21 protein-coding genes and 1 riboswitch are annotated in these 21983 nt (G+C 62.1%); of the genes, 6 read left to right on the top strand and 15 right to left on the bottom strand.

The window, feature by feature from the left end; translation table 11 throughout:
* Positions 1-2: 2 nt before the first annotated feature.
* Entirely contained in the window at positions 3-287 is a 285-nt protein-coding gene (locus KYT97_RS08695; protein WP_033231289.1) for a DUF3017 domain-containing protein, read from the bottom strand.
* Between the two features lie 4 nt (positions 288-291).
* Positions 292-1149: a bifunctional methylenetetrahydrofolate dehydrogenase/methenyltetrahydrofolate cyclohydrolase gene (locus KYT97_RS08700; protein WP_172936014.1), complete on the bottom strand. Its 858-nt coding sequence runs from the start codon at positions 1147-1149 to the stop codon at positions 292-294.
* Between the two features lie 64 nt (positions 1150-1213).
* Between KYT97_RS08700 and KYT97_RS08705 the strand changes: the two genes are divergently transcribed.
* Entirely contained in the window at positions 1214-1693 is a 480-nt protein-coding gene (locus KYT97_RS08705) for a GNAT family N-acetyltransferase (RefSeq protein ID WP_045070721.1), read from the top strand.
* A 22-nt stretch (positions 1694-1715) separates the two neighbouring features.
* On the top strand, positions 1716-1991 hold the full coding sequence (locus KYT97_RS08710) for a DUF1905 domain-containing protein (protein WP_045070724.1): 276 nt from the start codon (positions 1716-1718) through the stop codon (positions 1989-1991).
* 23 nt (positions 1992-2014) lie between these two features.
* Here the strand turns inward: KYT97_RS08710 and KYT97_RS08715 are convergent, their stop codons facing one another.
* Both KYT97_RS08715 and KYT97_RS08720 read right to left on the bottom strand, forming a co-directional pair.
* Positions 2015-2623 carry a pentapeptide repeat-containing protein gene (locus KYT97_RS08715; RefSeq protein WP_033231293.1) on the bottom strand — a complete coding sequence of 203 codons (609 nt, stop codon included), beginning with the start codon at positions 2621-2623 and terminating at the stop codon, positions 2015-2017.
* 42 nt (positions 2624-2665) lie between these two features.
* Positions 2666-3319, bottom strand: coding sequence for an excalibur calcium-binding domain-containing protein (locus KYT97_RS08720; RefSeq protein ID WP_219112111.1), 654 nt, complete (start codon positions 3317-3319; stop codon positions 2666-2668).
* A gap of 118 nt (positions 3320-3437) precedes the next feature.
* Between KYT97_RS08720 and KYT97_RS08725 the strand changes: the two genes are divergently transcribed.
* Positions 3438-3902 (top strand): tRNA (cytidine(34)-2'-O)-methyltransferase, encoded by a 465-nt coding sequence (locus KYT97_RS08725; RefSeq protein WP_033231525.1) that lies wholly within the window; start codon positions 3438-3440, stop codon positions 3900-3902.
* Positions 3903-3905: 3 nt separating this feature from the next.
* Here KYT97_RS08725 and KYT97_RS08730 read toward each other — a convergent pair whose 3' ends face one another.
* Positions 3906-4817 carry a LysR family transcriptional regulator gene (locus KYT97_RS08730; protein WP_033231295.1) on the bottom strand — a complete coding sequence of 304 codons (912 nt, stop codon included), beginning with the start codon at positions 4815-4817 and terminating at the stop codon, positions 3906-3908.
* Positions 4818-4908: 91 nt separating this feature from the next.
* On the opposite strand from KYT97_RS08730, the gene KYT97_RS08735 reads away from it, so the two are divergent.
* Positions 4909-5994, top strand: a complete 1086-nt coding sequence (locus KYT97_RS08735) for a TDT family transporter (protein ID WP_219112112.1) — start codon at positions 4909-4911, stop codon at positions 5992-5994.
* Here KYT97_RS08735 and KYT97_RS08740 read toward each other — a convergent pair.
* Entirely contained in the window at positions 5991-6302 is a 312-nt protein-coding gene (locus KYT97_RS08740) for a rhodanese-like domain-containing protein (RefSeq protein ID WP_045070729.1), read from the bottom strand. The two genes, KYT97_RS08735 and KYT97_RS08740, sit on opposite strands and share 4 nt — an antisense overlap.
* A gap of 166 nt (positions 6303-6468) precedes the next feature.
* Here KYT97_RS08740 and KYT97_RS08745 point away from each other — a divergent pair, with 166 nt between their 5' ends.
* A complete protein-coding gene (locus tag KYT97_RS08745) occupies positions 6469-7245 on the top strand; it encodes a BPL-N domain-containing protein (RefSeq protein ID WP_045070731.1) in 777 nt (258 codons plus the stop codon).
* Here KYT97_RS08745 and KYT97_RS08750 read toward each other — a convergent pair.
* The 9 genes from KYT97_RS08750 to KYT97_RS08790 all read right to left on the bottom strand — a co-directional run bounded on the left by KYT97_RS08750 (position 7202) and on the right by KYT97_RS08790 (position 20975).
* Entirely contained in the window at positions 7202-8437 is a 1236-nt protein-coding gene (locus KYT97_RS08750; protein ID WP_219112113.1) for a heparan-alpha-glucosaminide N-acetyltransferase domain-containing protein, read from the bottom strand. The two genes, KYT97_RS08745 and KYT97_RS08750, sit on opposite strands and share 44 nt — an antisense overlap.
* On the bottom strand, positions 8434-9174 hold the full coding sequence (locus KYT97_RS08755; protein WP_080711574.1) for a BPL-N domain-containing protein: 741 nt from the start codon (positions 9172-9174) through the stop codon (positions 8434-8436). Before KYT97_RS08755 ends, KYT97_RS08750 begins: the two co-directional genes overlap by 4 nt.
* Positions 9171-13262 carry a Pls/PosA family non-ribosomal peptide synthetase gene (locus tag KYT97_RS08760; protein WP_219112114.1) on the bottom strand — a complete coding sequence of 1364 codons (4092 nt, stop codon included), beginning with the start codon at positions 13260-13262 and terminating at the stop codon, positions 9171-9173. The genes KYT97_RS08755 and KYT97_RS08760 overlap by 4 nt, the downstream gene beginning before the upstream one ends.
* Positions 13263-13812: 550 nt before the next feature.
* Entirely contained in the window at positions 13813-13998 is a 186-nt protein-coding gene (locus KYT97_RS08765; RefSeq protein WP_033231297.1) for a hypothetical protein, read from the bottom strand.
* A 47-nt stretch (positions 13999-14045) separates the two neighbouring features.
* Positions 14046-17333, bottom strand: a complete 3288-nt coding sequence (locus tag KYT97_RS08770) for an error-prone DNA polymerase (RefSeq protein ID WP_095887919.1) — start codon at positions 17331-17333, stop codon at positions 14046-14048.
* 120 nt (positions 17334-17453) lie between these two features.
* Positions 17454-18224 (bottom strand): (2Fe-2S)-binding protein, encoded by a 771-nt coding sequence (locus KYT97_RS08775; protein WP_052683634.1) that lies wholly within the window; start codon positions 18222-18224, stop codon positions 17454-17456.
* Positions 18221-18988, bottom strand: a complete 768-nt coding sequence (locus tag KYT97_RS08780) for an ABC transporter ATP-binding protein (protein WP_095886626.1) — start codon at positions 18986-18988, stop codon at positions 18221-18223. The genes KYT97_RS08775 and KYT97_RS08780 overlap by 4 nt, the downstream gene beginning before the upstream one ends.
* Positions 18985-20025, bottom strand: a complete 1041-nt coding sequence (locus KYT97_RS08785) for a FecCD family ABC transporter permease (protein WP_033231300.1) — start codon at positions 20023-20025, stop codon at positions 18985-18987. The genes KYT97_RS08780 and KYT97_RS08785 overlap by 4 nt, the downstream gene beginning before the upstream one ends.
* On the bottom strand, positions 20022-20975 hold the full coding sequence (locus KYT97_RS08790) for an ABC transporter substrate-binding protein (RefSeq protein WP_141485533.1): 954 nt from the start codon (positions 20973-20975) through the stop codon (positions 20022-20024). Before KYT97_RS08790 ends, KYT97_RS08785 begins: the two co-directional genes overlap by 4 nt.
* Positions 20976-21150: 175 nt before the next feature.
* Positions 21151-21278: riboswitch (cobalamin riboswitch) on the bottom strand.
* A gap of 158 nt (positions 21279-21436) precedes the next feature.
* Between KYT97_RS08790 and KYT97_RS08795 the strand changes: the two genes are divergently transcribed.
* Positions 21437-21937, top strand: coding sequence for a hypothetical protein (locus KYT97_RS08795; protein WP_033231302.1), 501 nt, complete (start codon positions 21437-21439; stop codon positions 21935-21937).
* Positions 21938-21983 lie beyond the last annotated feature (46 nt).

Genomic DNA, 21983 nt, shown 5'->3' on the forward strand with positions numbered 1-21983 from the left:
ACTCAGTCCGTGCCGAGCGGATCGATGGTCAGAGCAAGCGAGACGATCAACGCACCCATGACGCCCATGGCCGCCGTGTCGAACTTCTTGCCGCGCACCGCGAGCAGTCCCACGCGATTCTGTGGGAAACACCAGCGGGCAGCTGCACCGATAATGACCGCCACCCCCAAGACCAGCGAACCGCGACGCCACCGGTCGGCCAGGACAAGAACAACCGCGGCTGCGATCACGGCGAGAACCGTGATCATCGGCAAATTCTTCTTCACGAGGCCAACCGGTGAGGTCATGTCGTCAGGCTCCGGCCAGAACTCGCTCGGAGCGCTCCACCACGTTGGTGATCAGGAACGCCCTGGTCAGCGGGCCCACTCCACCGGGATTGGGCGAGACGAAGCCCGCAACGTCGTTGACGTCGGCAGCAACGTCACCACGCAAACCGTCGTCGGTGCGGCTGACTCCGACGTCGAGCACAGCAGCGCCCGGCTTGACCATGTCGGCGGTGATGAGTCCGGGAACGCCGGCGGCAGCAACGACGATGTCTGCACGACGAACCTCGGCAGCCAGATCACGGGTACCGGTATGGCACAGCGTGACGGTGGCGTTTTCGCTACGACGCGTCAGCAACAGTCCGATAGGGCGGCCGACGGTGACACCGCGGCCGACAACAACGACGTGAGCGCCGGCGATCGGCACCTCGTAGCGGCGGAGCAGGTGCAGGATTCCGCGCGGCGTACACGGCAGCGGAGCTTCCTTGCCGAGAACCAGACGGCCGAGGTTCACCGGGTGCAAGCCGTCGGCATCCTTGTCGGGATCGATGCGCTCGAGCGCTGCGTTCTCGTCGAGGTGCTTGGGCAGCGGCAACTGCACGATGTATCCGGTGCACTCGGGATTGGCGTTGAGTTCGTCAATGGTGGCGTTGAGCTGCTCCTGTGTGATGTCGGCAGGCAGGTCACGGCGCAGGGAGTTGATGCCGACCTTGGCGCAGTCGTTGTGCTTGCCGCGCACGTACGCTGCGGATCCCGGGTCGTCACCAACGAGAATGGTGCCAAGTCCGGGCGTGATACCCGCTGCCTTCAGCGCGTTCACCCGCACCTTCAGGTCTTCGAAAATTTCGTCGCGGGTAGCTTTACCGTCCAGGATCGTTGCAGTCACGGCGACCATTGTTCCAGGTTAGGGTCGATGCGTGACAACGGCTCCGGAACTACGCGGTCCGAGGGTGGTTCTTGCACCCGTCGCCGCCGATCATCATGCCCGTCTGCGGGCCATCCATCTGCATCCCGATGTGGCCGAATGGTGGCAGAATCCAGCCGACGACTGGCCTGCCGCTCCGGAGCCCGGCACCATTCGCTACAGCATTTTCCACGACGGGAACCTGATCGGATTCATCCAGTGGTACGCCGACGACGACAACCCGGACTTCCGCCACGCCGGTCTCGATCTCTTTCTCGATCCGGCTGTCCACGGCCGCGGATTCGGTCGTGAGGCGATACGCGTTCTGTGTGCGCACCTGATCGACGATCTGAAGTTCCACCGATTGATCATCGATCCGGAAGTGGAGAACACGGCGGCAATCGCGTGTTATCGATCGGTCGGGTTCAGGGACGTCGGGGTGATGCGCGAGTACTCACGCGATCGTCACGGCGAGTGGAAGGACGGACTGCTCATGGATCTGCTGGCCCGAGAATTCATTCGCTGACCAACCGAAAGGGCATGCCACCATGTTGTTGGACAAGGTATTCACCGCCACACTGCGCAAAAGTGACGCGAAAGGTGGCTGGACATACGTGATCTGGCCGGAGTCCGCCGAATACTTCCGTACCCGCGGACTGGTCAAGGTGCGCGGAACAATCGACGGACATCCGTTTCAGAGTTCGTTCATGGCCTTGGGCGACGGCACTCACAAGCTCCCGGTCAAGGCCGACATCCGCACAGCCATCGGCAAAGACGTCGGTGACCTCGTGACGATTCGGCTGGAGGAACGCCTGGAGCGGTAACTCCCGCTGTTGACCGGTTGCATCTACAGGTCGACAACCAAACCGTGCGCCGACGCATACGCCACCGCCTGCATCAATTCGATCTTGGCGTTTGCCACGACTGCAGACGTCCACAGACCCGGATCGACGCGCGCGCCGCGCAGGTCCGCGCCGTCGAGTTTGAGTCCACCGGTACGAGCGCCCGACAGATCCGCCGACACCAGAATCGCATCACGCATATCCGTACGCACGAGATTCGCTTCGCGGAAGCGGCATGACGTGAAGTCGATCCTCCGCAGATCCGCGCCACCCAACGAGGTGAGCGAGAAGTCCACCTCGTCGAGCGTCAACGGCCGGATGCGACATCCGTCGAACGTCGATCCCATCAAAGTGCAGTTTCGGAAGGTGCTGTGCCACAGGCTGGTCCGCGCGAAGTTGCACGAACGGAACGCGCTACCGATGTGCTCCGACTCCCCCAGATCTGCGCCGGTGAAGTCACAATTGTCGAAGACCACCGATTCCGTCGTCATGCCAGTCAGGTCTGCGTCACGGAACACACAATTGGTGAACGTGCGCTGGCGCCACACCTTTCCCGGCAATCGTGCATCGGAATAGTCTTCGCCGACAACGTTGTCGGATTCTTCGAGGGGCATGACTTACATACTGCCCCGAACCACCGACAGCATCACACTCGGCTATTTGTCGCAGGCTATTCCGTCATTGTCACGGTCGAGCTTCGGCGCATATCCCGGTTCACCCCTGAGTATCGGTGCCGCGCCAGCAGCCCTTGCCTCGTCACAGTTGGCGTACTTCACGCCCGCATTCGGTACCTTGACCGGCGGCGGAATGTACGCGGGCTCAGTCGTCTTCGGCGGCGTATAGACGGGAGGCGGCGGAACGTACTGGGTCGTTGTGGTTACCTGCGGCACCAACGGGACTATGGCGAGTGTTGTCGTCGTAGTCGGAGCCACCGTCGTGGTGGTCGCCGGCGCGACGGTCGTGGTTGTGGGCTTGACTGTGGTCGTTGTCGTTGCCTGCGTAGTTGTCGCTGCCACTGTCGTCGAGGAAGTCGCCGCCGGGGTCTTCGACTCTTCGGAGCCTCCCGTCCCTGCCGCAATTCCGATTACCGCAACCCCGGCTGCGGCAACGCCCGCGATCCACGGCCACTTGCGCCGTTTCTGGTCGTCCGGTGCCGTGGGATCCTGCTGCGGCGAGCCGGGTGCTCCGAACACCTGCGTCGGGGCGTCGACAATTTTTGGGCGGGTTTGTGCCGTCCACTGCTGGCCGTCCCAGTAGCGGTCGATCGTCGGATCGAAGGGGTCGGGATTCCAACCGGCAGGAGTGTTCATTTTGTCCGTTCTGAGAAGAATGCGGCAATCAGATTCCCACAAACTTTGCAGTTTGGTAACTGAATGGGAAAAACCCCGACATCGCGGCCGCCAATGGCATGCGCGGTAGGGTTTTGTGGTGTTCCGAGTCATGTTCCACGAGCCCCGCATCCCACCCAATACCGGTAACGCGATCCGCATGGTCGCGGGAACCGGTTGTGAACTTCACCTGGTGGGCCCACTCGGGTTCGACCTGTCCGAACCGAAGCTCAAGCGAGCGGGGTTGGACTACCACGACTTGGCGACCGTGACTGTCCACGAGAACCTAACTGCAGCGTGGGAGGCCGTAACCCCGGCACGGGTGTTTGCCTTCACCGCACATGCAACCGTCCCGTATACCGATATCGCGTACGAACCCGGTGATGTTCTGCTCTTCGGTCCCGAACCGACGGGTTTGTCCGAAGAAGTCCTGGCTGACGAGCACATCACCGAGCGTCTGCGTATCCCGATGCTCCCCGGCCGACGCTCACTCAATCTCTCCAACGCAGCGGCGTTGGTCACCTATGAAGCGTGGCGTCAACACGGATTCAAGGGTGCTGTCTGAGCCTCAGCGCGAGTGAACAGCAGTGTTGGAACCGAGTGCGATGTCGAGGAAATCCCGCGCCGCGCCGCGCAATCCTCGCACCGGATCCCAGACTGCCTGCAATCTGCGGGGCATCCGCAGACCTTCGACGGTGACGGCAACCAATCGGCCGTCGGTGAGATCAGCGGCAACCGCCAAGGACGACAACACGGCCGGCGCGTTGCCCGCAACGACAGCGGCCTTGACGGCGGTGCACGAGGTCAGTTCCAGAAGTGGTGGCGCACAATCAGGTACCGCGTTTTCGAGGGTCATTCGAGTGCCGGATCCCGATTCCCGTTGAATGAGGGGCGTGCGGGCCAACTCCTCCACCGGAACGGGAGCGCCGTTGGCCCATTCGTGATTTGGCGGCACGACAACAACCAGATGGTCACGCGCCACTTCACAGGACGCGAGTGAGCTCGGCACGTCCGGGCCTTCGACAAAACCGATGTCGGCTCGGCCGGCCTGAACCTGCGCGGAGACGTCGGAAGAGTTGTGGAGACTGACCGAAGCTACGACGCTGGGGAACTTGTGGCGCATGGCTACCGTCCACCCCGGTACGAGGTACTCGGCGATGGTCATACTTGCCGCAACCGTGACAGCCGCGTCACGTTCGCCGCGCAGCGCAGCAACACCGGACGCCATCTCTTCTGCGGTAACGAGTATGTGACTAGCCCATTCGAGAATCAGCCCACCTTCAGCCGTCGGGCGAACACCGGTTGCGGCACGATCGAAGACTTTGATCCCGAGTTGGCGTTCAACCGATCGAACCCGGGCGCTGACCGCCTGTTGACTGAGTCCGTGCTCCCGACCGGCAGCGCCCATGCTTCCCAAGCGGCCCACGGACAGAAGGACGTCGAGGGCGCTGAGTTCCGGGACTCGCGGGGACAGCGACATGCGTTCAGATTAGACCCACAAGCGCCATTTGTGGGCATTCAACAACAGGCCATCTACCGTCGGCAAACCCGACACCGACACACTGGAATGCATGAGCACCGCTACCCCGTCTGCATTTGCCCACATCACCCCGAACTGGTTTGCGGCGGCGATGGGAACGGGAATCGTGTCGGTGGCAGCGGCGTCTCTCCAACACGAGGTCGCAGCACTACACGTGGTGGCGGATCTCTTCTGGTTCCTCGCCGCAGCCATCCTGATCGCTTTGATCGGCGCGTTTGCCGCGCATTGGATCACCCACCGCGATTTTGCACTCGCCTACCTCCGTAGCCCCGCAATGTTCCCGTTCTACGGCGCGGTGGCAATGGCCCTGGTGACAGTCGGGTCCGCGACCGGTGTCACCGGCGCGAACTATCTCGGCCACAGCGCGGCGGTGACAATCTCGATAACTCTCTGGGTGCTGGGCACAACCCTGGGCTTGTGCACTTATGTCGTCATGATGGTCCGTCTGGTCCGCGACGCCGGCATGGCGACGGCCATGCCGTTCTGGCTCATGCCCGTCGTACCGCCGATGGTTTCCGCGACGACAGGAGCGGCGGTGACAACACACCTGACTGAAGGTGCACTCCGCACGTCGGTTCTCGTGTTCTGTTACGTGATGTTCGCGCTGGCGCTCTCGGCCGCACTGATCATCGCCACAGCCGTCGCTCGGCAGTTCGCCGACAACCGTGCTCGCGGCGTCGACGCAATTCCGTTCAATGCCATTCCGTCACTGTGGATCCCGCTCGGCGTGATCGGCCAGTCGATCGGCGCCGCCAATCTCCTGGCCGACGCAGCACGCCACGCCGTCGCCGCAGACACCGCCGACGCCCTGCACACCTTCGGGCTTGTGTACGGCACCGTAGTCGGCGCACTCGGCGTGGTGGCGTTCATCGCCGTCACGACGGTCACGATCCGAGCCCTGCGAGGCGGGTTGTCGTTCTCGCTCGGCTGGTGGAGTTTCACCTTCCCGATCGGAGCCTGTGCCGTCGGCGCCAACGCTTTTGGTATCGCCACCGGTTCACAACTGATCCTCGCGGTTGCCGCTGCGCTGCTGCTTGCGCTCATCCCGATCTGGGCCACAGTGGCAGCGCGCACCGTGAACTCCATCCGTAGCGGAGCGTTGCCCGCGCCCGCTTAGACGGCGCCGGTTTCGACCTCGCGCCCGGACTGGTGCCACTCCATCGTTCCACCACGTACGGACACAGCGTTGATGCCGCGACCCTGGAGGTACTCGGCAACCTGGAGACTGCGGCCACCGACTGCGCAGATCACGTACACCGTCTCGGCATCGGGGATCTCGCCCATGCGTGAGACGAACTCGCTCATCGGGATCAGTACGGCACCGGGAACACGCACCTGGGCGAACTCGTCTGCCTCCCGCACATCGATCAACGGCTCACCTGCCGCCAGTGCCGCTTCCAGTGCAGTGATATCGACTTCCAACATTGTGCGCAGTCCTACTCTCGTGTCGGCGGTTCCCGGTTTCCTCGGTAACCTAGCTCTGCCGTAACGGTACGCGGGTGCCACCGGCAGCGGACGCGACGACCTGGCCGAACCACGAGTTCGATAAAGTGAACCCATGATTGCCGGGCGAAGCTGAACTGATCACGCGATGAATCGCCGCACCTTCCTCGTCTCGGCCGCTGCGCTGATCACCATCGGCGGAACTGTTGTCGCGTCAGCCGATTCCACCCGAATCCGTCCCCGGCGCGCCTTGGTCTACCGCGGGCCGGCATCATCACCCGGTTGTCCCGAGGCGGTTGGTCGGTTACTCGAATCCTCGTCCGATCCGTACGACGTGACGTTCTGCGGTCCGGACGAAGATGTTCCGTTGACGACAGCAGCGTTGGCGAGTGCATCGCTCTATGCACAACCCGGCGGCGGGGAACTGTCGGCGGCATGGGTCCACATGGAACAACACGCGGAGTCGATCCGCGAGTGGGTCCGAACCGGCGGACACTATCTCGGCTTCTGCCTTGGCGGCTACTTGGCCGGGGCCACACCGGGTTTCGGACTGCTGCCGGGAGACACCGCTCGGTATATCTCGTCCCGCAAGTCCGAGATCGACACAACAGGCAACACGATCGTGAACGTCACCTGGCGCGAGGAGGAACGCACGATGTTCTTCCAGGACGGCCCTATCTTCGTACTGCGCGACGACGCCCCGGTGGAGGTACTGGCCCGCTACCGCAACGGCAAGGTCGCAGCCGTGGTCAGCGACTTCGGCCTCGGACGCGTCGGCGTTGTCGGACCACACCCGGAAGCCGAGCGGTCCTGGTACACACGCGGTCTCACCAATCCGGACGGAATCCGATTCGACCTGGGCCACGATCTGATCGATACGGTCAGGCGTGGTGCGCCGGAGAAGTTGTGGACGCCCTCTCCGTAACAGCCCGCTTGCTTCGATTTGCCACCATCGTCACAAACGCTTCCAACGGTCCACGCCCGGTAGTCAACTTCACAAAAAGTCCGATGGCAAAAGCGGCCAGAACCTGCAGGATGTACCCCGTCCACGCGCCGTACGTGTCGTAGTTCGAATTGATGAACCAGATGTGAAGCACGTACAGCGTCAAGGTCATCGATCCGGCGGCAGCCAAGGGCACCATCACGACTTTGACCAACGTATCCAGTTTTGTCCCCGCCAGGTGGCCGAGAAACAGCATCGCCCCGATCACGGCCATTGACGACCCTATCGTCCCCAACAGGTCCAGCGGCGTACTGCTGTGCGGGCCGTCGACGGCAAGCCACCACCACGTCGAACCGAACACCGAACCGTCGGCGCCGTAGGCGATGATGTCGAGAATTTCCTCGCGCGACAATTCGCTGCCCGCCATGAGGTGTTCCAGTCCGCCGAGATGAAAGATCAAGACCTCGGACAGAATTCGCGTGCCGACTGCAAGTGCAGCGCCGAACACCAACAAGCAACCGGCCACGTTCGCAGATGTCAGCTTCAACCGGCCGATGACGATACCGGCACACATGTACGCAGTCCACGGAAGAGCCGGGAACTCCCCGTTCAACAGCAGTTCGACGGTCCATCCGAGTGGATTCTCGATAATGCCGACCAGCGTCGGGTTGTCCAAGCTCGGTGCGGGGAGCGATGTCCCGAAAAATTCGATGACGGCCGGCACGACAAGAGCGATCAGCAGGCCGAGTGCTGCAACTGCACGGGTAGGCAAGAAGACAAGCGGGATAGCGATCACGAAAAGGATCGCGTAGTACGGCAGGATCACCACGGCTAGTTCCGCGTGGGTGTATCCCATGATCAATCCGATGGCCCCGACCACCGCGGCACGCGCTGCCAGTGACGCTGCGGTGGCACCACGATCACCACGTTCCACCCGCGCGCGACCGGTCGTGAAGGCAATTCCCACACCGGCCAGGACTGCGAACAACGCAGACGATCGCCCTGCCGAAATGCCGTAGGACAGTGTCGGGGATCCGTCGTCGCTCACGGCGATCAGTGAGTGGACGGCCATCATGCCAAGCAGGGCAATACCGCGGGCGGCGTCGATCCCGAGAAGTCGCTGTTTTTCCACTACCGGGATCTGCTCCGTCGGCGCGAGCGGACTGGCTGTCATCGGGTCATCACCGCGTTGATCAAGCGGTACCCCAGGTCGGTGGCGAGGTGCTCGGGTGCCCGCAAACCGTCACCCTGATACCAGGATTCGTCGGCTTCAGGATGCGGCCCGACTACCCCGACCCGACCTTTGCCGTAGTCGATCTTCAAAGCCGCGATACTTCCGTTCTGATACCGCGCGAGAATCGCTGCCTCGGAATCGTAGTAATCCCGGTAATGCCGGTCGAGTGAGAAGTACGGTCCGTCCTGGAAGTACATTTCCTCGATCTGGCCGCTCCAATCCACCTCGAGTACAGCACCTTTTGTGTCGTGCACTTCGGCGTTCTGCAACGCGACGTACTGGTCTGCATCACCGGGAAACAGTTCGAACCCGGGGCTGCGGCCCGCGAGGTAACCACCGAGGCAGAATCCCAAGTACCGTCCACCGGATCGGACGAATTGCTGAATCGCCGGAACATGGCGGCGCAGGTGCGTGAACGCCCTGTCCAGGTCACCGCCGCCGGGTTGTGCGTATAGCGCCGCCGAATGGAGCGTGGAATCGTCGATCTGCAACTCCTCGTCCGGTCCGACAAAGCGCACGTCGAAGTTCCAGGCGCTCGACGACAACAGATCTGCGACGGCTTCCGGGCACCCCGGTAACGACGCGGGGCCGCGGTACACGAGTGCCCGCGGGTGCGGCCGCGTGCTGTAGGTCGTGCTTCGACGGGTCTTGTTCTGAGACAGCGATACCCATTTCATGCGGACACTCCTTGCGCGACGACGATGTCGGTGACAGCTTGGTCGGTGACAGCTTTCTCGAGGACAGCTTTCTCGAGGAGAACAGTCGAGTTGTCGTCGGCGCGAATCCCCTCAGCGGGAATTCCGCGCCAACTCGTCCGCGCCGGAAGCTCTTCGCCCTTCATGAGCAACGACAGCGGACTGAGTGAGGCTTCCTCGCCGACAACCGTGTCGTAGAGGATGATCGATCGTGTCCCGATGCTGGCGCCATCGCCGATGGTGATCGTGGACATCTTCATGACACGGTCCTCGAACAGGTGTGTCTGCAGCGACGACTCGGTTCCGATAGTGGCGTCGTCGCCGACGTGGACGAGATCGAATTCGGTGAGATAGGTGGTTCCGAACCACACTCGCTTGCCGATTGTCGTGCCGAACCAGCGCAGCACCATCGGCAGGAACGGGGTACCCACCAGCATCCCGACGCCAATCGGCACAGCAGCGCTTTCATAGAGCCCGGTCGCAAATTCGGACCGTCGGACGAACTTACTCCACAGCGGCTCAACCCGAGGTTCGTAGCGTCCCACGGTGTTTCGCTTCACCGCCGCGCAGAATCCGATCACCGCAAGGCTCGACGCCATCGCGACCAGCGGCGCAACGAGGGCCGGAACGGGAAGTGCTCGCCCGAATGCCAAGGAGGACAAGACCAACAGATAGAGGTAGAAGCTCACGCCGAGAACTGTGGGTGGCAAGGTGGCGCGAAAGAACTCGATCACGTAGCGGTCACGCACTACATCCTGCGGCGGCGTATAGATGAGCGCGTCGTCGTAATCTCCGCTGTCCTGACGGTTCGGCAGGTAGATAGCGGGCGAACCGAGCCACGACGTGCCTTCCGGAACACCGTTCACAGGCGGCACCGTCGCGACACCGATCAACGCATTGTCGCCGATCTCCATACCCGACGGGATAACCGCGGCATTACCGATGAAGGTGCGTTCGCCGATTCGAGTGGGCTGGAACATGATCCGGCCGTTTGCGAAGCTCGCACTTCCCACGCTGGCCATGTCGGCGATGAAGCTGTCCTTGCCGACGGTGAGCATGTCCGGGTCGATATGCGACACGGTGGAGACTTCTGCTCCGCGACCGATGTCCGCCCCGAGCAACCGCAACCACGGCGCGGTATACAGCGTTGCGTACAGCGAGTTCGTGAACAGCAAACTGAACTCGAGCAACTTGTCGACCATCCACTTGCGGATACCAAGACCCGAGCGGACAGGATGCATTCCCGCAGGTGCATTGCGAAGAACGAGTCGTTTGTTCACGGCAACAAAAACACAGACAGTGATCACGAAAATGGGTCCGGTAAACAACGTCGCCACCAGTCCCGCCAACACACCCCATGCCAGGAGGGCGCCCCAGACCAGTGCGATACCGGGAACCATCAGGGCGATGGCACCCACTTCGAGTGCCGTCAGACCGGCGAGTGCTGCGAGGATGTGACGCACTTTCCAACGGGCACGGACACTTTCGGCTCGCATCATAGTTTCGACCGCCGGATCCAAGAACTCGGTCGGTACTGCCGGCGATCCTGCCCACCTGGCCTCCTGCGGCACGATGTGCCCGGACGGAAGCAGCGACTGATCACCGAGTGCGGCGCGTACCCCGACGGTCGATCCAGGTTCGAGCACCACGTTTGCACCGACAAATGCACCCGATTCGATGACGATCTTCCCCACCGTCACCGAACCGGATTCGACGCGCCACGGCCGGATGGTCGCACCGTAACCGATCGATGCGCCGTCTCCGATCTCGACCAGTGTCGGCAACGATATCGAGGACGTCGCGATGGTAGTGCGATGCCCGACGCGCGCACCGAGAATGCGGAGATAGATCGACATCAACGGCGATCCGCTGACCACGGGCAAAGCACCGACCGCGAGGAGCAGGTCGAGTGTCCACAGCCGCAGATACGTCGGACCCCAGAGTTTGTATCGCCCAGGCTTGATTCCTGCGGCAAGTGGGCGCGCACTGATGACCGGAAGAAACCAGCGCACGCAGAGATACGTGAGCATGATGGCTGCCAACATCTCGAACAGAACCGGCACCGACACAAAACCGTCGTTCTTCGTGTAGACGTACGAGACGGGAAGCGTCGTGATCAGCAGGAACACATAGATCACTGCCAACTGGATGCCTCCGGCGCGAGCCACTTCCGTATCCGTGTGTTTGACAGCAACATTCGGGGCAATCGGATGCTGGGAGCCCACTGCTGCCAGCGCGTGCGTGATCGAGCGAACAGTGGGATGGCTGTACAGATCTCGGATCGAGGGAGTTGCGCCGATGCCACTTTCACGCAGGGCAGAGATAACCGTTGCTGCCAGCAGCGAATGGCCACCAAGATCTTCGAAGAAGTTTGCTTCGACCGACATCTCGTCTGCGGGTATGCCGAACGCCCGCGCCCAAATATCGCGAACCGCTACTTCCTGCTCGTTCCGGGGTTCGACTACCGGGCCTGTCGGAGCCGAGAAACGTCGCCGGGTCGGTTCCGGGAGCTTCGATCGATCTACTTTGCCGCTGGGCATCACGGGCAATGCGGGGATGAAGTCGACAAATGCGGGCGCCATGTACGCCGGAAGTCGTTGCGACACCGCCTTGGCGAGTTCCCCGACCAGGTACTCGTCCTCGATCGGGTCGACCAGCACCATGTACGCGCACAGTTCCGACGGCGTCTCGTTTTCCGATGCGGCGACCAGCGCCACCACGGCTTCCGACACCGACGGGTGTTCCAGGAGAACACTTTCGATCTCACCGAGATCAACTCGGTGACCACGAATCTTGACCTCGGCATCGGCGCGGCCCAGATATTCGATCTCACCGTCGGACGTCCAGCGTCCGAGATCGCCGGTCCGGTAGAGCTTCTGGCCCGCCGGCACGGAAAAGTGATCGATGAATTTGTCGGCGGTCAGGTCGGGGCGTCCGACATAACCACGCGCAACACCGCGTCCGCCGATGCAGATTTCGCCCACCTCACCGTGGGGTACCAGCCCGCGAGCTTCGTCGAGAATGACGACGGAGTACGTCGGGAGTGGGCGACCGATCGTCACCGTCCGACCTGGCAGGAGTTCACCCCACGTTGCGGTAACAGTTGCCTCGGTGGGCCCGTACGTGTTGAGGATCTTGCGCCCCGGACGCGCCCACCGTTCCACCAGCTCACGCGGGCACGCTTCACCGCCGACCAGCAGATTACGAATCTTGGGCAGATCGCGCGGGATCGTGGCGAGCAGAGTCGGTACGCAATACAGCGTCGTAATGGCGCGTTCTTCGAGGAAATCCGCCAACTCGCCGCCAAGTCGCCGACTGTCCGTCGGTCCGGCGACGATGGTTGCGCCGCGGGCCCAGGTGGGCCAGATTTCCTCGATCGAGAAGTCGAAGGAAATCGTCATACCCTGGTAGACACGATCATTCGGCCGAACATCGTAGACGTCGGGAACCACGTCGAGAAAGTTGCAGATACTCGACTGGGCAACTTCGACGCCTTTGGGTCGACCACTCGAACCAGACGTGTACAGGATGTAGCAGGCGGGGTCCGGGTCCGATTGCGGATCCAGGGTCGGCCGATGCTGTGGCTGGAAGTTCAACACCGCCACGTTCGTGTCGAGGGTAAGCCGCGCGACGTTGCATTCCTCGGCGTTCGGCTCCAACTCTGTCGAGGTCAGCACAAGCTGAACTCCGGCATCTTCGACCACGTACGCAACACGATCGGACGGTGCACCTGGATCGATCGGCACGAAGGTGCCGCCGGTTTTGAGCACGCCCAATAGGCTTACATAGGTATCTACCGAGCGGTTCAGGAAGATCGCTACACGTGAGCCGACCCCGATACCCTCACCGATCAACATGTGCGCCAACTGATTCGATCGATCTTCGAGTTGGCGGTAGGTGATCGCAAATCCATCGCACTCGAGCGCGATTGCGTCCGGAACGGAGTCCGCACTTGCTTCGAATACGTGATTCAGGCGGCGAGGCCGTGTAGGCCGAACCGTAGGCCGAGCGCCGTGCGTGGTCCCCAACCCGGACCAGGCGTCAGCCCACAGGCCCTTGTGTTCCGACATGATTTCCCTCCGCGGGATGAATCCCGCCCCTTCGCACCGTGTTCCGGCTTCCCCAGTCCGGAACCCGGCCCTGTACTTCACTTGCCTGTACTTCACTACTCAACTAGCTGATTGATTGCACGGATGGACGCTACGTCGTTCCTATTAAAAAAACCAGCGCGAAAATTGCTCGATTCCAGAGGTTTGGAATCCAAAAGTTCCGTATTTCTTTTCCGCACAAATCGACGCGCTATCAAGAAATACCCACTGCCAGCAGATTCACGGGTAACTCGCAGACAACTGCCAGAGGAAACGTCTCCTCCCATGCCCGATTTAGGACCATTTGCCGTCAATGTGACTTTCGTCCCATTTTTTGGGCGACACTCACTTCTGTATCAACTCCGGCCTGCCCATCGGACTGATATTCGCCGCCGGGTTGTCCTGCATTTTCGCTCAAAAGACCAGCTAAACCGCATTTCGGTCGAAGACCACTTACCCGCACACCACGATGCACCACACCACCGCGAACGGTCGAGCATCGCCGAAGGTCCCTAGCGGGAAGCCCGAAACCTCACCATGCGCGCGCTGCGACGAAAATTTCCCGACGGACGCCCACAGTTGCCTCGACGAGTCCATGGACACCGAAAAGATACTCGAACAACAAGGCAAAGAATGAGAAAGAAAGGATGAAACCGGGGGTGAATGACACCACGTCGACGCCAATCACCAAAAGGGTGATATCGGGGGTGAATTTCATCAACTAAATTGCCAAACATGCGCTGGATACGCTAATCGTTTGCGCTGTCAGCAGTAATCCCGAGACTTCGCCGTGACACGGAGGTCCATGCGCTGCATCCGGTCTGCCACGACGGTCACAGCGCCTTCTGCGTTTTGCACTCTCCCCCGGATGAGGAGCGCCGGCGCCGTATTGGCCAGCTTTCGGTACTTGGCCCACAACCCCACCGAACACACCACGTTGACCATCCCGGTTTCGTCTTCGAGGTTGATGAACGTAACACCCCCCGCGGTTGCCGGGCGTTGACGGTGTGTGACCGCTCCCCCGACCAACACTCGATCACCGTCCGCAACGTCGAGCAGCCCGGACGCCGGGACCACGCCAAGCGCGTCGAGTTGCGGGCGGAGGAACTGCGTCGGATAAGTGTCGGGAGATACTCCGGTAGCCCACACGTCGGCCGCCGCCAGTTCGACGTCGCTCATACCGGGCAAGGTGGGGGCAGTGACCGATGCCCCCATCCCGGGTAGTCGATCAGGGCGCTCCCCCGCTGCAGCGCCCGCAGCCCATAACGCTTCTCTTCGCGAAATTCCGAAACTACCGAGCGCACCGGCCGTCGCCAGCGATTCCGCTTGTGCCGTCGTGAGTTCCACTCTTCCGGTCAGATCGAGAAATGACGTGAACCGCCCGCCGAGAGTGCGCTGTTCTACGATCTTCTCGGCCAGTGCGTCACCGATACTGCGCACGTCGCCCAGCCCCAATCGCACTTCGAGCCCCGCCGCTTCGACGGTGGCATGCGCCAGACTGACGTTGGCGTCCGCACCGTGCACTCGCACCCCGTGCCTGCGGGCGTCGGCGACAAGCGATTGCGGTGAATAGAACCCCATCGGTTGAGCCCGGAGCAGTCCGGCGCAGAACGCTGCCGGATGATGCAGTTTGAACCACGACGAGTAGAAGACGAGTGCGGCAAAACTCTGCGAATGACTCTCCGGGAAACCGAAATTGGCAAAGGCGTACAACTTCTCGTAGATACGGTCGGCAACTGCGTCATCGATTCCGTGAAGGTCGCGCATTCCCTGATACAACCGCGCGCGCAGTTGTTCCATCTTCTCGGTGGAACGCTTCGACCCCATGGCTCGACGCAGTTGGTCTGCCTCGGACGGCGTGAATCCCGCGACGTCGACGGCCATCTGCATCAACTGTTCCTGAAACAACGGAACACCGAGTGTGCGCTTCAGGGACTTTTCGAGCGAGGGATGATCATAGGTGACAGGTTCGAGTTTGTTGCGCCGACGAATGTAGGGGTGCACCGACCCACCTTGGATCGGACCGGGCCGGATAAGGGCAACCTCGACGACCAGATCGTAGAAGTTCCGCGGTTTGAGACGCGGCAGCGTCGCCATCTGCGCACGCGATTCCACCTGGAACACTCCCACGGAATCTGCCCGCTGGAGCATCTCGTACACCGCAGTTTCCTGCAGATCCAACTGCGCCAGATCAACGGTGACGCCTTTGTGCTCGGCTACCAGATCCATCATGTAGTGCAGGGCCGAGAGCATTCCCAGGCCCAGGAGGTCGAATTTGACCAGACCTGCGGCAGCGCAGTCGTCTTTGTCCCACTGCAGGACACTGCGATTGGCCATGCGCGCCCACTCCACCGGGCAGACGTCGGCAATCGGGCGGTCGCAGATGACCATGCCGCCGGAGTGGATACCGAGGTGCCGGGGAAACCCCTCGATCTGTGCGGCCAGTTCCAGCACCGGGCGCGGTATATCCGTCTCGGCGTTCTTGTCGATGCCGCCCCACCGTCCGACCTGCTTACTCCACGCGTCTTGCTGTCCTTGCGAAAAGCCCAGTGCCCGAGCCATATCCCGCACCGACGATTTCCCTCGATAGGTGATGACGTTGGCCACCTGTGCGGCATACTCGCGGCCGTACTTGGTGTACACGTGCTGGATTGCCTCTTCGCGGCGGTCGGATTCGATGTCCACGTCGATGTCCGGCGGACCGTCGCGCTCGGGTGCGAGGAATCTCTCGAACAAGAGCTCGTTACGAACCGGGTCGACGTTGGTGATGCCGATGGCGTAGCACACCGCCGAGTTTGCCGCGGAACCTCGTCCCTGGCACAGGATGTCGTTGTTCTTGCAGAACGAAACTATGTCGTGGACAACGAGGAAATACCCGGGGAAGTCCAAGGACGTGATGACGGCCAGCTCATGTTCCAGCTGTCGATACGCCTTCTCCGCACCCTCGGGCGGCCCGTAACGATCCAACGCCCCCGCCATCGTGAGCTCACGCAACCACGACGCCTCGGTGCGGCCAGGCGGTACGTCGAACGGCGGCAGTTTGGGGGCGATGAGCCTCAGATCGAAAGCGCACTCACGGGCCAGTTCGGCAGCTCCGCTGACCGCCTCCGGGTAGAGCGAGAACAACGACGCCATTTCCTCACCCGAACGCAAGTGCGCCCCACCCGTCGGAGCCAACCATCCGGCGGCGTCGTCCAGACTCTGCCGGGAGCGAACCGCAGCCATCGCCATGGCCAACCGGCGACGCGGGGGCGCCGCAAAATGCGCCGCCGTGGTCGCCACGGTTCGCAATCCCTGTTCGGCGGCAAGCTGTGCCAGAACAGCATTGCGCTCGTCGTCCTCCGGCAACCCGTGATGGGTGAGCTCCACCGCCACCCGGTCGGCGCCGAAACGTTCGACCAGATCCCGCAAAGCCGCAGCGGCGCTGCTTTTCCCGCCGGCGGTGAGAGCTTGCCGCACATGACCTTTCCGGCACCCGGTCAGGATCTGCCAGTGCCCACCCGCAGCTTCGGTCAAGGTGTCGAAGTTGTACTGCAACTTCCCTTTCTCACCACCGGCCAGGTGAGCTGCCGCGATCTCACGGGAGAGCCGGCGATAGCCTTCCTGCCCGCGCGCGAGAACCAACAGGTGCGTCCCACCGGGATCGGCCGCCCCCACTCGCGGTGTGGAGTCCAAGGACAACTCCGCCCCGAACACCGTCCGCATTCCCCATTCTCGAGCAGCCTCGGCAAACCGCACCACTCCGTAGAAACCGTCGTGATCGGTGACGGCAATAGCTTCCAGGCCCAGTCGGACGGCTTCCTCCACCAACTCTTCCGGAGGTGAGGCGCCGTCGAGAAAACTGAACGCAGAATGGGCGTGAAGTTCGGCGTACGGCACGGTGCTGTTGCCGCGAGCGAGTTCACCGGCGGTGTACTCCCCACGCTTGCGTGACCATGCCGGGCTGTCGTTTCCGTCCCCGGGAAACAGATCTTCGTGCTCGACTCGGCCGGCGCGTCCCGACAGAACTCGTTCCATCTCGGACCACGTCGGCGGTCCATTACCCCAGCCCATACTTGCCTCACCGATTGCGAACAGTGCCTTTGCGAACAGTCGCGATGCTGGGAGGGAAGACGCATCGTGCATCGAACTTATGTTCGATGCCTCCAAGTTTGGCAGCTCACCCGCCATCCGTCAAACAAGAGCGGCAAGCAACCCCACACGATCCTCGGGCGCACGCTTGGGGCAACTGGTGCACTTGGCTTCGCCTGGCACCTCGTAGATCAGGCAACACGACGCACGCTGGGTGAACCGTCGTCGACCCGCCGGCACCGATGTCAACGGATTCTCCACTCGCGCGGCGTTCGCCCCCGCGTTCACATCCACAAAACGAGGCCGCGGAATGGGCGCGCCCGCACTACGGAGGGCATCGATCAATCCAGCAGCGCAGGCACTTCCGCGCTCACGGCGTACGCCTGCCGCATCGAGCGCGCGGTTGGCAATGGAATCGGTGGTGATCGCCCACAACGCCTTCGCGCGCACTCCGGACACCTCGGCCAGCACCTCGATGACAGGCGTCAATGCCTCGTGCATCGCCCGAGCCAACTCGTCAACACCGACAGTGATCGGGATGAGAGAAGCAGCAACAAATCCCCCGAGATAGCCGTCGTCACGCAGGAAAATCCGGGCCCCGGACAGCGACGGATCGGCGGCAAAACCGGTGACCAACCCCGTTCCGAGCGGGATGCCGGTCAACGTGGAACTGGCCGAATACCACCACAAAGTGCCGTTGACCCGGCTCTCGTCACTTCCCCACCGCTTTGCCGTATCCGCGACGCGCGCTGCCATCCAGTCCGGGTCCGTCATCACCTCGGCCGGGATGGTCGCCGGATAAGCGTCGAGGCTTTCGAAAAACGGAACCGCCGCCGCCATCCGCGCGTAGATCGCGCCTATCTCGTCATTCACGCCAGCCCCACAATCTCCATCCGCGGACGCACCCCGTGCTCCACGCGGGCCTTGATCCCGAATACCTCGGCCAGCAACGATTCTTCCAGCACCGCAGCGGTGGGCCCACACGCCCGCAAGTTTCCCGCCTCGAGCACCGCCAGTCGATCGCAATATTCGACGGCCAGGCGAAGATCATGCATCGTGACCACGACGGCCAACCCCTGCGACGCCAACTCCGTGAGCAGCTCCATCACGATCAGCTGATGCCGCAGGTCCAGATGATTGGTCGGCTCGTCCAACAACAGGATCTTCGGTTGCTGCGCCAGCGCCCGGGCAATGGATACGCGCTGACGCTCACCACCGGAGAGCGTCGCGACGTCCCTACCGGCCAGTGCCTCGAGACCGACCTGTTCAATGCACCGATCCACGATGTTGCCGTCTCGCTCCGTCGTGCGATCCAGCCAATTTCGGTGCGGCGTGCGTCCGAGAGCAACGGATTCACGCACCGAAAGCCCACCGGACACCGCCGGTTCCTGAACACTGGCCGAGACGGTTCGGGCAATCTCCCTGCGCGACAATGCCGTCGCGTCCACCCGATCGATCAGCACCGCACCACCGCTGGGAGTCAGCGCGTTGTAACAGCAACGCAGCGCAGTCGTCTTGCCACTGCCATTCGGGCCGACCAAGCCGAGAATCTCACCTGCGGAAGCCTGGAAACCTATGCCGTGCAACACCTCACGATTTCCGAGCCGGGCCCGCGTGTCGACGAGTTCGAGAATCACTGCTCCAACCTCCTGTACTGCCGGTAGAGCATCCAGACGAATATCGGCGCTCCCACCAAGGCAGTGATCACACCCACCGGGAGCTCTGTCGATTCCGACACCGAGCGTGCCACCGTGTCAGCAGCCACCATCGCCACTGCGCCCAGCAATGCGGCGGCGGGAAGCAGACGGATTGCTCTGGTACCCACCACAAATCCCGCAAGGTGCGGAATCAGCAATCCGATGAAACCGATGCCGCCTGCGACGCTCACCGCAGCGCCGGCCAGGACGGACACCGCAAGCAGTGACAACACGCGGAAGCGTCGCACGTTCATACCCAAGGCTGCGGCGCCGTCGTCGCCGGTCTGCAGGACGTCCATCCAACGCGCGCTGAGCAGCAACGCAACTCCGACGACAACAAGCGCGACGGTCGGGAAGATCAGCGTCGACCATCTCGAATCGCCGAATCCGCCTGCTATCCAGTGCATCACGGACGTCACGTGCCGATCGTCGGCCAGAACCAGAATGCAGAACGTGATGAGCGCCGAGAAGATCTGGGCCAGAGCAACTCCCACCAGGATGATCGCCGTGGGCTGAGGGTATCTGCCACCGATCACCAGGGCGAGGAACAGCGGGATCATCGCGCCGACAAAGGCCGCGACGGGAATCGTGAAAACGCCCAGGACACCGACACCGATACCCAGCACGGAAACCAGCACCACCATGAAACCCGCGCCGGACGACACACCGAGAAGGTACGGATCGGCCAACGGATTGCGGGTGACCGCCTGTGCCACCGCACCTGAGAGCGCCAACGACGCACCCACCACGGCAGCGGTGAGGGCGCGCGGCAGGCGGGAGTCGATCACTATCGACTCCCGCGCCGCCGTCCACCAGGTCTCGAAAGTCCCTGGCGCCAAGCGTGCTCCGACTATCGCCCACACGTCACCGACGGGAATGCGCACCGACCCGAACGACACCGCCAACCCCAGCATGGCTGCCAGGGCTACCAGCAGTCCGGCCAGCAGAGCGCCGTAACCGGAACGTGAAAGTGTCACTTCGCCGGGTCAGTGCCTGCAGTAGCAGCACCCGGATGGAAAGCGCTCGCAATGGTCTGTGCCGAGCGCACCAAACGGGAACTCTCGAAGAGATCGGCAAGAGGCACCACGACAAATCGGTTCTGCGCGACAGCCGGAGTGGTTGCCATCAACGGCTGGGACCGCAGGAAGTCGATCTTCTGATCCGCTGTCTTGTCTCCGTAGTCGATGACGACGATCGCCTGGGGCGCGCGCTCGGCAACAGCCTCCCAGCTTGCATCGATGTAGGGCTTGGCACCCTCGGAGAAGATGTTTGTCACGCCGGAGTACTCGGCAACCAGTTGCCCGACGCCGACGCCACCGATCGTGGTCGGAACATCCTCACCGCTGTCGTAGAAGAACGCGGATACCGGCGCGGCATCGCCGATCGACGCGCGGACTGCGTCAAGGCCAGAGCTGATCTGTTCGGCTACGGCGCGAGCGGAATCCTCGACACCCAAGACCCGGCCGAGTTGGGTGTAGTCGTTCTCGAGCAGTCCGATATCGGGGAAACCGGTGCCGCAGTATTCCGAGAAGAGGAAGGTATTGATCCCTTTCTCGGCAAACGCGTCGCGTGATCTTCCCTGCTTCTCGTTGAATGCGCTGGTCATTCCGCCGACAACGAAGTCGGGATCCACGTCCAGAATCTGCTCGGCGCTCGGGAAGGTATCGGACAGACTGGGGATCTTATTGAACTGTTCGGCGGTCTCCGCGGTGGGCGGGTTGTCGCTGTATGCCCGTCCGACAATGCGGTCACCCGCGCCGATCTCGATAAGTGCTTCGGTGACATGGCCGTTCAAGGACACAATTCTCTGCGGCGGCGAATCGAAGACCAGTTCACGGTCGCAATTGGTGATGCTGACCGGCTGAGCGAACGACTCCGTCGACGCAGAGTTTTCGGTTGCCTCACCTTTCGAACAACCGGCGGCCATCAACGCAGTCGCGATCAACACGACAACGGCGCGGGTGGGGGAAATCTTGAGTGACACGGGACCTCGCAAAAGGGCTCAGAGCCACGAATGAGAATCCTGGGAGAACACCCACCACGTATAGGGAATCCGCGGGCAGTGCTCTCGCTGGACTTCCGGTTCGTAGACCACGACGAATGGATGTCGCACACCACGCGGCGGGCATTCGGGCTCATTCGTTCTCGATGATTCGAGAACGAACCTACCGTTGCGGGTCAGCGCCGGAATTGGACCGGCTTCCCCCACACGCATGGCTTGCAAGTGCTTCCAGCAGTATGCCTGACACATCCGAACCGAATCGCAGGCGGCCTCGCCGCGTACATTCCGGACTCTCTCCAGAGCACGGTATTCCGCCACGGACCTCGAAAAAGGATTAGCATGCGGTACCACCGAAATTCGGAAACTCTGGACAGATCGGAATAGACGTGAAAAAGATTCTGAATTCCCTTTCCGAGGACGAATACGTGTTGATCCTCGAGACCAAAAAGGATCAGATTGCCGAACTCGACGAAGACGAACTGATCGCCCTGCACACGCGCATTCGTCGAGCCCGCAACAAGTACACAAAGTTGTACCGACGTGCGGGTTCGGCAAAAGTGGCCGAGAAGAAGGGACGCGGATCCGGTAAGTCGGCAAATGCGCGCAACGCCGGCAAAGCAGAAGTTTTCGAAGACGCGCTCAGCAGAGTGAGCCGCCGGCTGGCAGCGGTCTCGCGCCAGAGCGCCCGAGAGCTCAAGGACGAGCGGCTGGGTCGCGCTCGCAAGGACGCACCGTCCTTCAGCGACATCGACACGGGTAACGGAAAGGTCGCGTCCGCGGGCAAGGCTCGCGTCGACGAAACTCGTAGTTCTCCGGGCAAGAAGAAGTTCGAAGCGTCCAGTATCGCCGCCGGTGCACGGCGTCAGGCCAAGAAGGACAATCGCTGACTCCACGCACCAGGTATTAGCCGATGTTGCCGCTGAACGTGACTTA

It is taken from the genome of Rhodococcus globerulus (assembly GCF_019334125.1).
Taxonomy (GTDB): domain Bacteria; phylum Actinomycetota; class Actinomycetes; order Mycobacteriales; family Mycobacteriaceae; genus Rhodococcus_F; species Rhodococcus_F globerula.

Excerpts from the sequence above, each read along its gene's own strand:
- KYT97_RS08715 (WP_033231293.1), bottom strand. The coding sequence starts at position 2,623 with ATGCCCCTCGAAGAATCCGACAACGTTGTCGGCGAAGACTATTCCGAT.
- KYT97_RS08760 (WP_219112114.1), bottom strand. The coding sequence starts at position 13,262 with ATGTCGGAACACAAGGGCCTGTGGGCTGACGCCTGGTCCGGGTTGGGG.
- KYT97_RS08770 (WP_095887919.1), bottom strand. The coding sequence starts at position 17,333 with ATGGGCTGGGGTAATGGACCGCCGACGTGGTCCGAGATGGAACGAGTT.
- KYT97_RS08745 (WP_045070731.1), top strand. The coding sequence starts at position 6,469 with ATGAATCGCCGCACCTTCCTCGTCTCGGCCGCTGCGCTGATCACCATC.
- KYT97_RS08730 (WP_033231295.1), bottom strand. The coding sequence starts at position 4,817 with ATGTCGCTGTCCCCGCGAGTCCCGGAACTCAGCGCCCTCGACGTCCTT.
- KYT97_RS08790 (WP_141485533.1), bottom strand. The coding sequence starts at position 20,975 with ATGGCCGCCGGTTGTTCGAAAGGTGAGGCAACCGAAAACTCTGCGTCG.
- KYT97_RS08740 (WP_045070729.1), bottom strand. The coding sequence starts at position 6,302 with ATGTTGGAAGTCGATATCACTGCACTGGAAGCGGCACTGGCGGCAGGT.
- KYT97_RS08735 (WP_219112112.1), top strand. The coding sequence starts at position 4,909 with ATGAGCACCGCTACCCCGTCTGCATTTGCCCACATCACCCCGAACTGG.
- KYT97_RS08710 (WP_045070724.1), top strand. The coding sequence starts at position 1,716 with ATGTTGTTGGACAAGGTATTCACCGCCACACTGCGCAAAAGTGACGCG.
- KYT97_RS08720 (WP_219112111.1), bottom strand. The coding sequence starts at position 3,319 with ATGAACACTCCTGCCGGTTGGAATCCCGACCCCTTCGATCCGACGATC.
- KYT97_RS08750 (WP_219112113.1), bottom strand. The coding sequence starts at position 8,437 with ATGACAGCCAGTCCGCTCGCGCCGACGGAGCAGATCCCGGTAGTGGAA.
- KYT97_RS08695 (WP_033231289.1), bottom strand. The coding sequence starts at position 287 with ATGACCTCACCGGTTGGCCTCGTGAAGAAGAATTTGCCGATGATCACG.
- KYT97_RS08755 (WP_080711574.1), bottom strand. The coding sequence starts at position 9,174 with ATGAAATGGGTATCGCTGTCTCAGAACAAGACCCGTCGAAGCACGACC.
- KYT97_RS08765 (WP_033231297.1), bottom strand. The coding sequence starts at position 13,998 with ATGAAATTCACCCCCGATATCACCCTTTTGGTGATTGGCGTCGACGTG.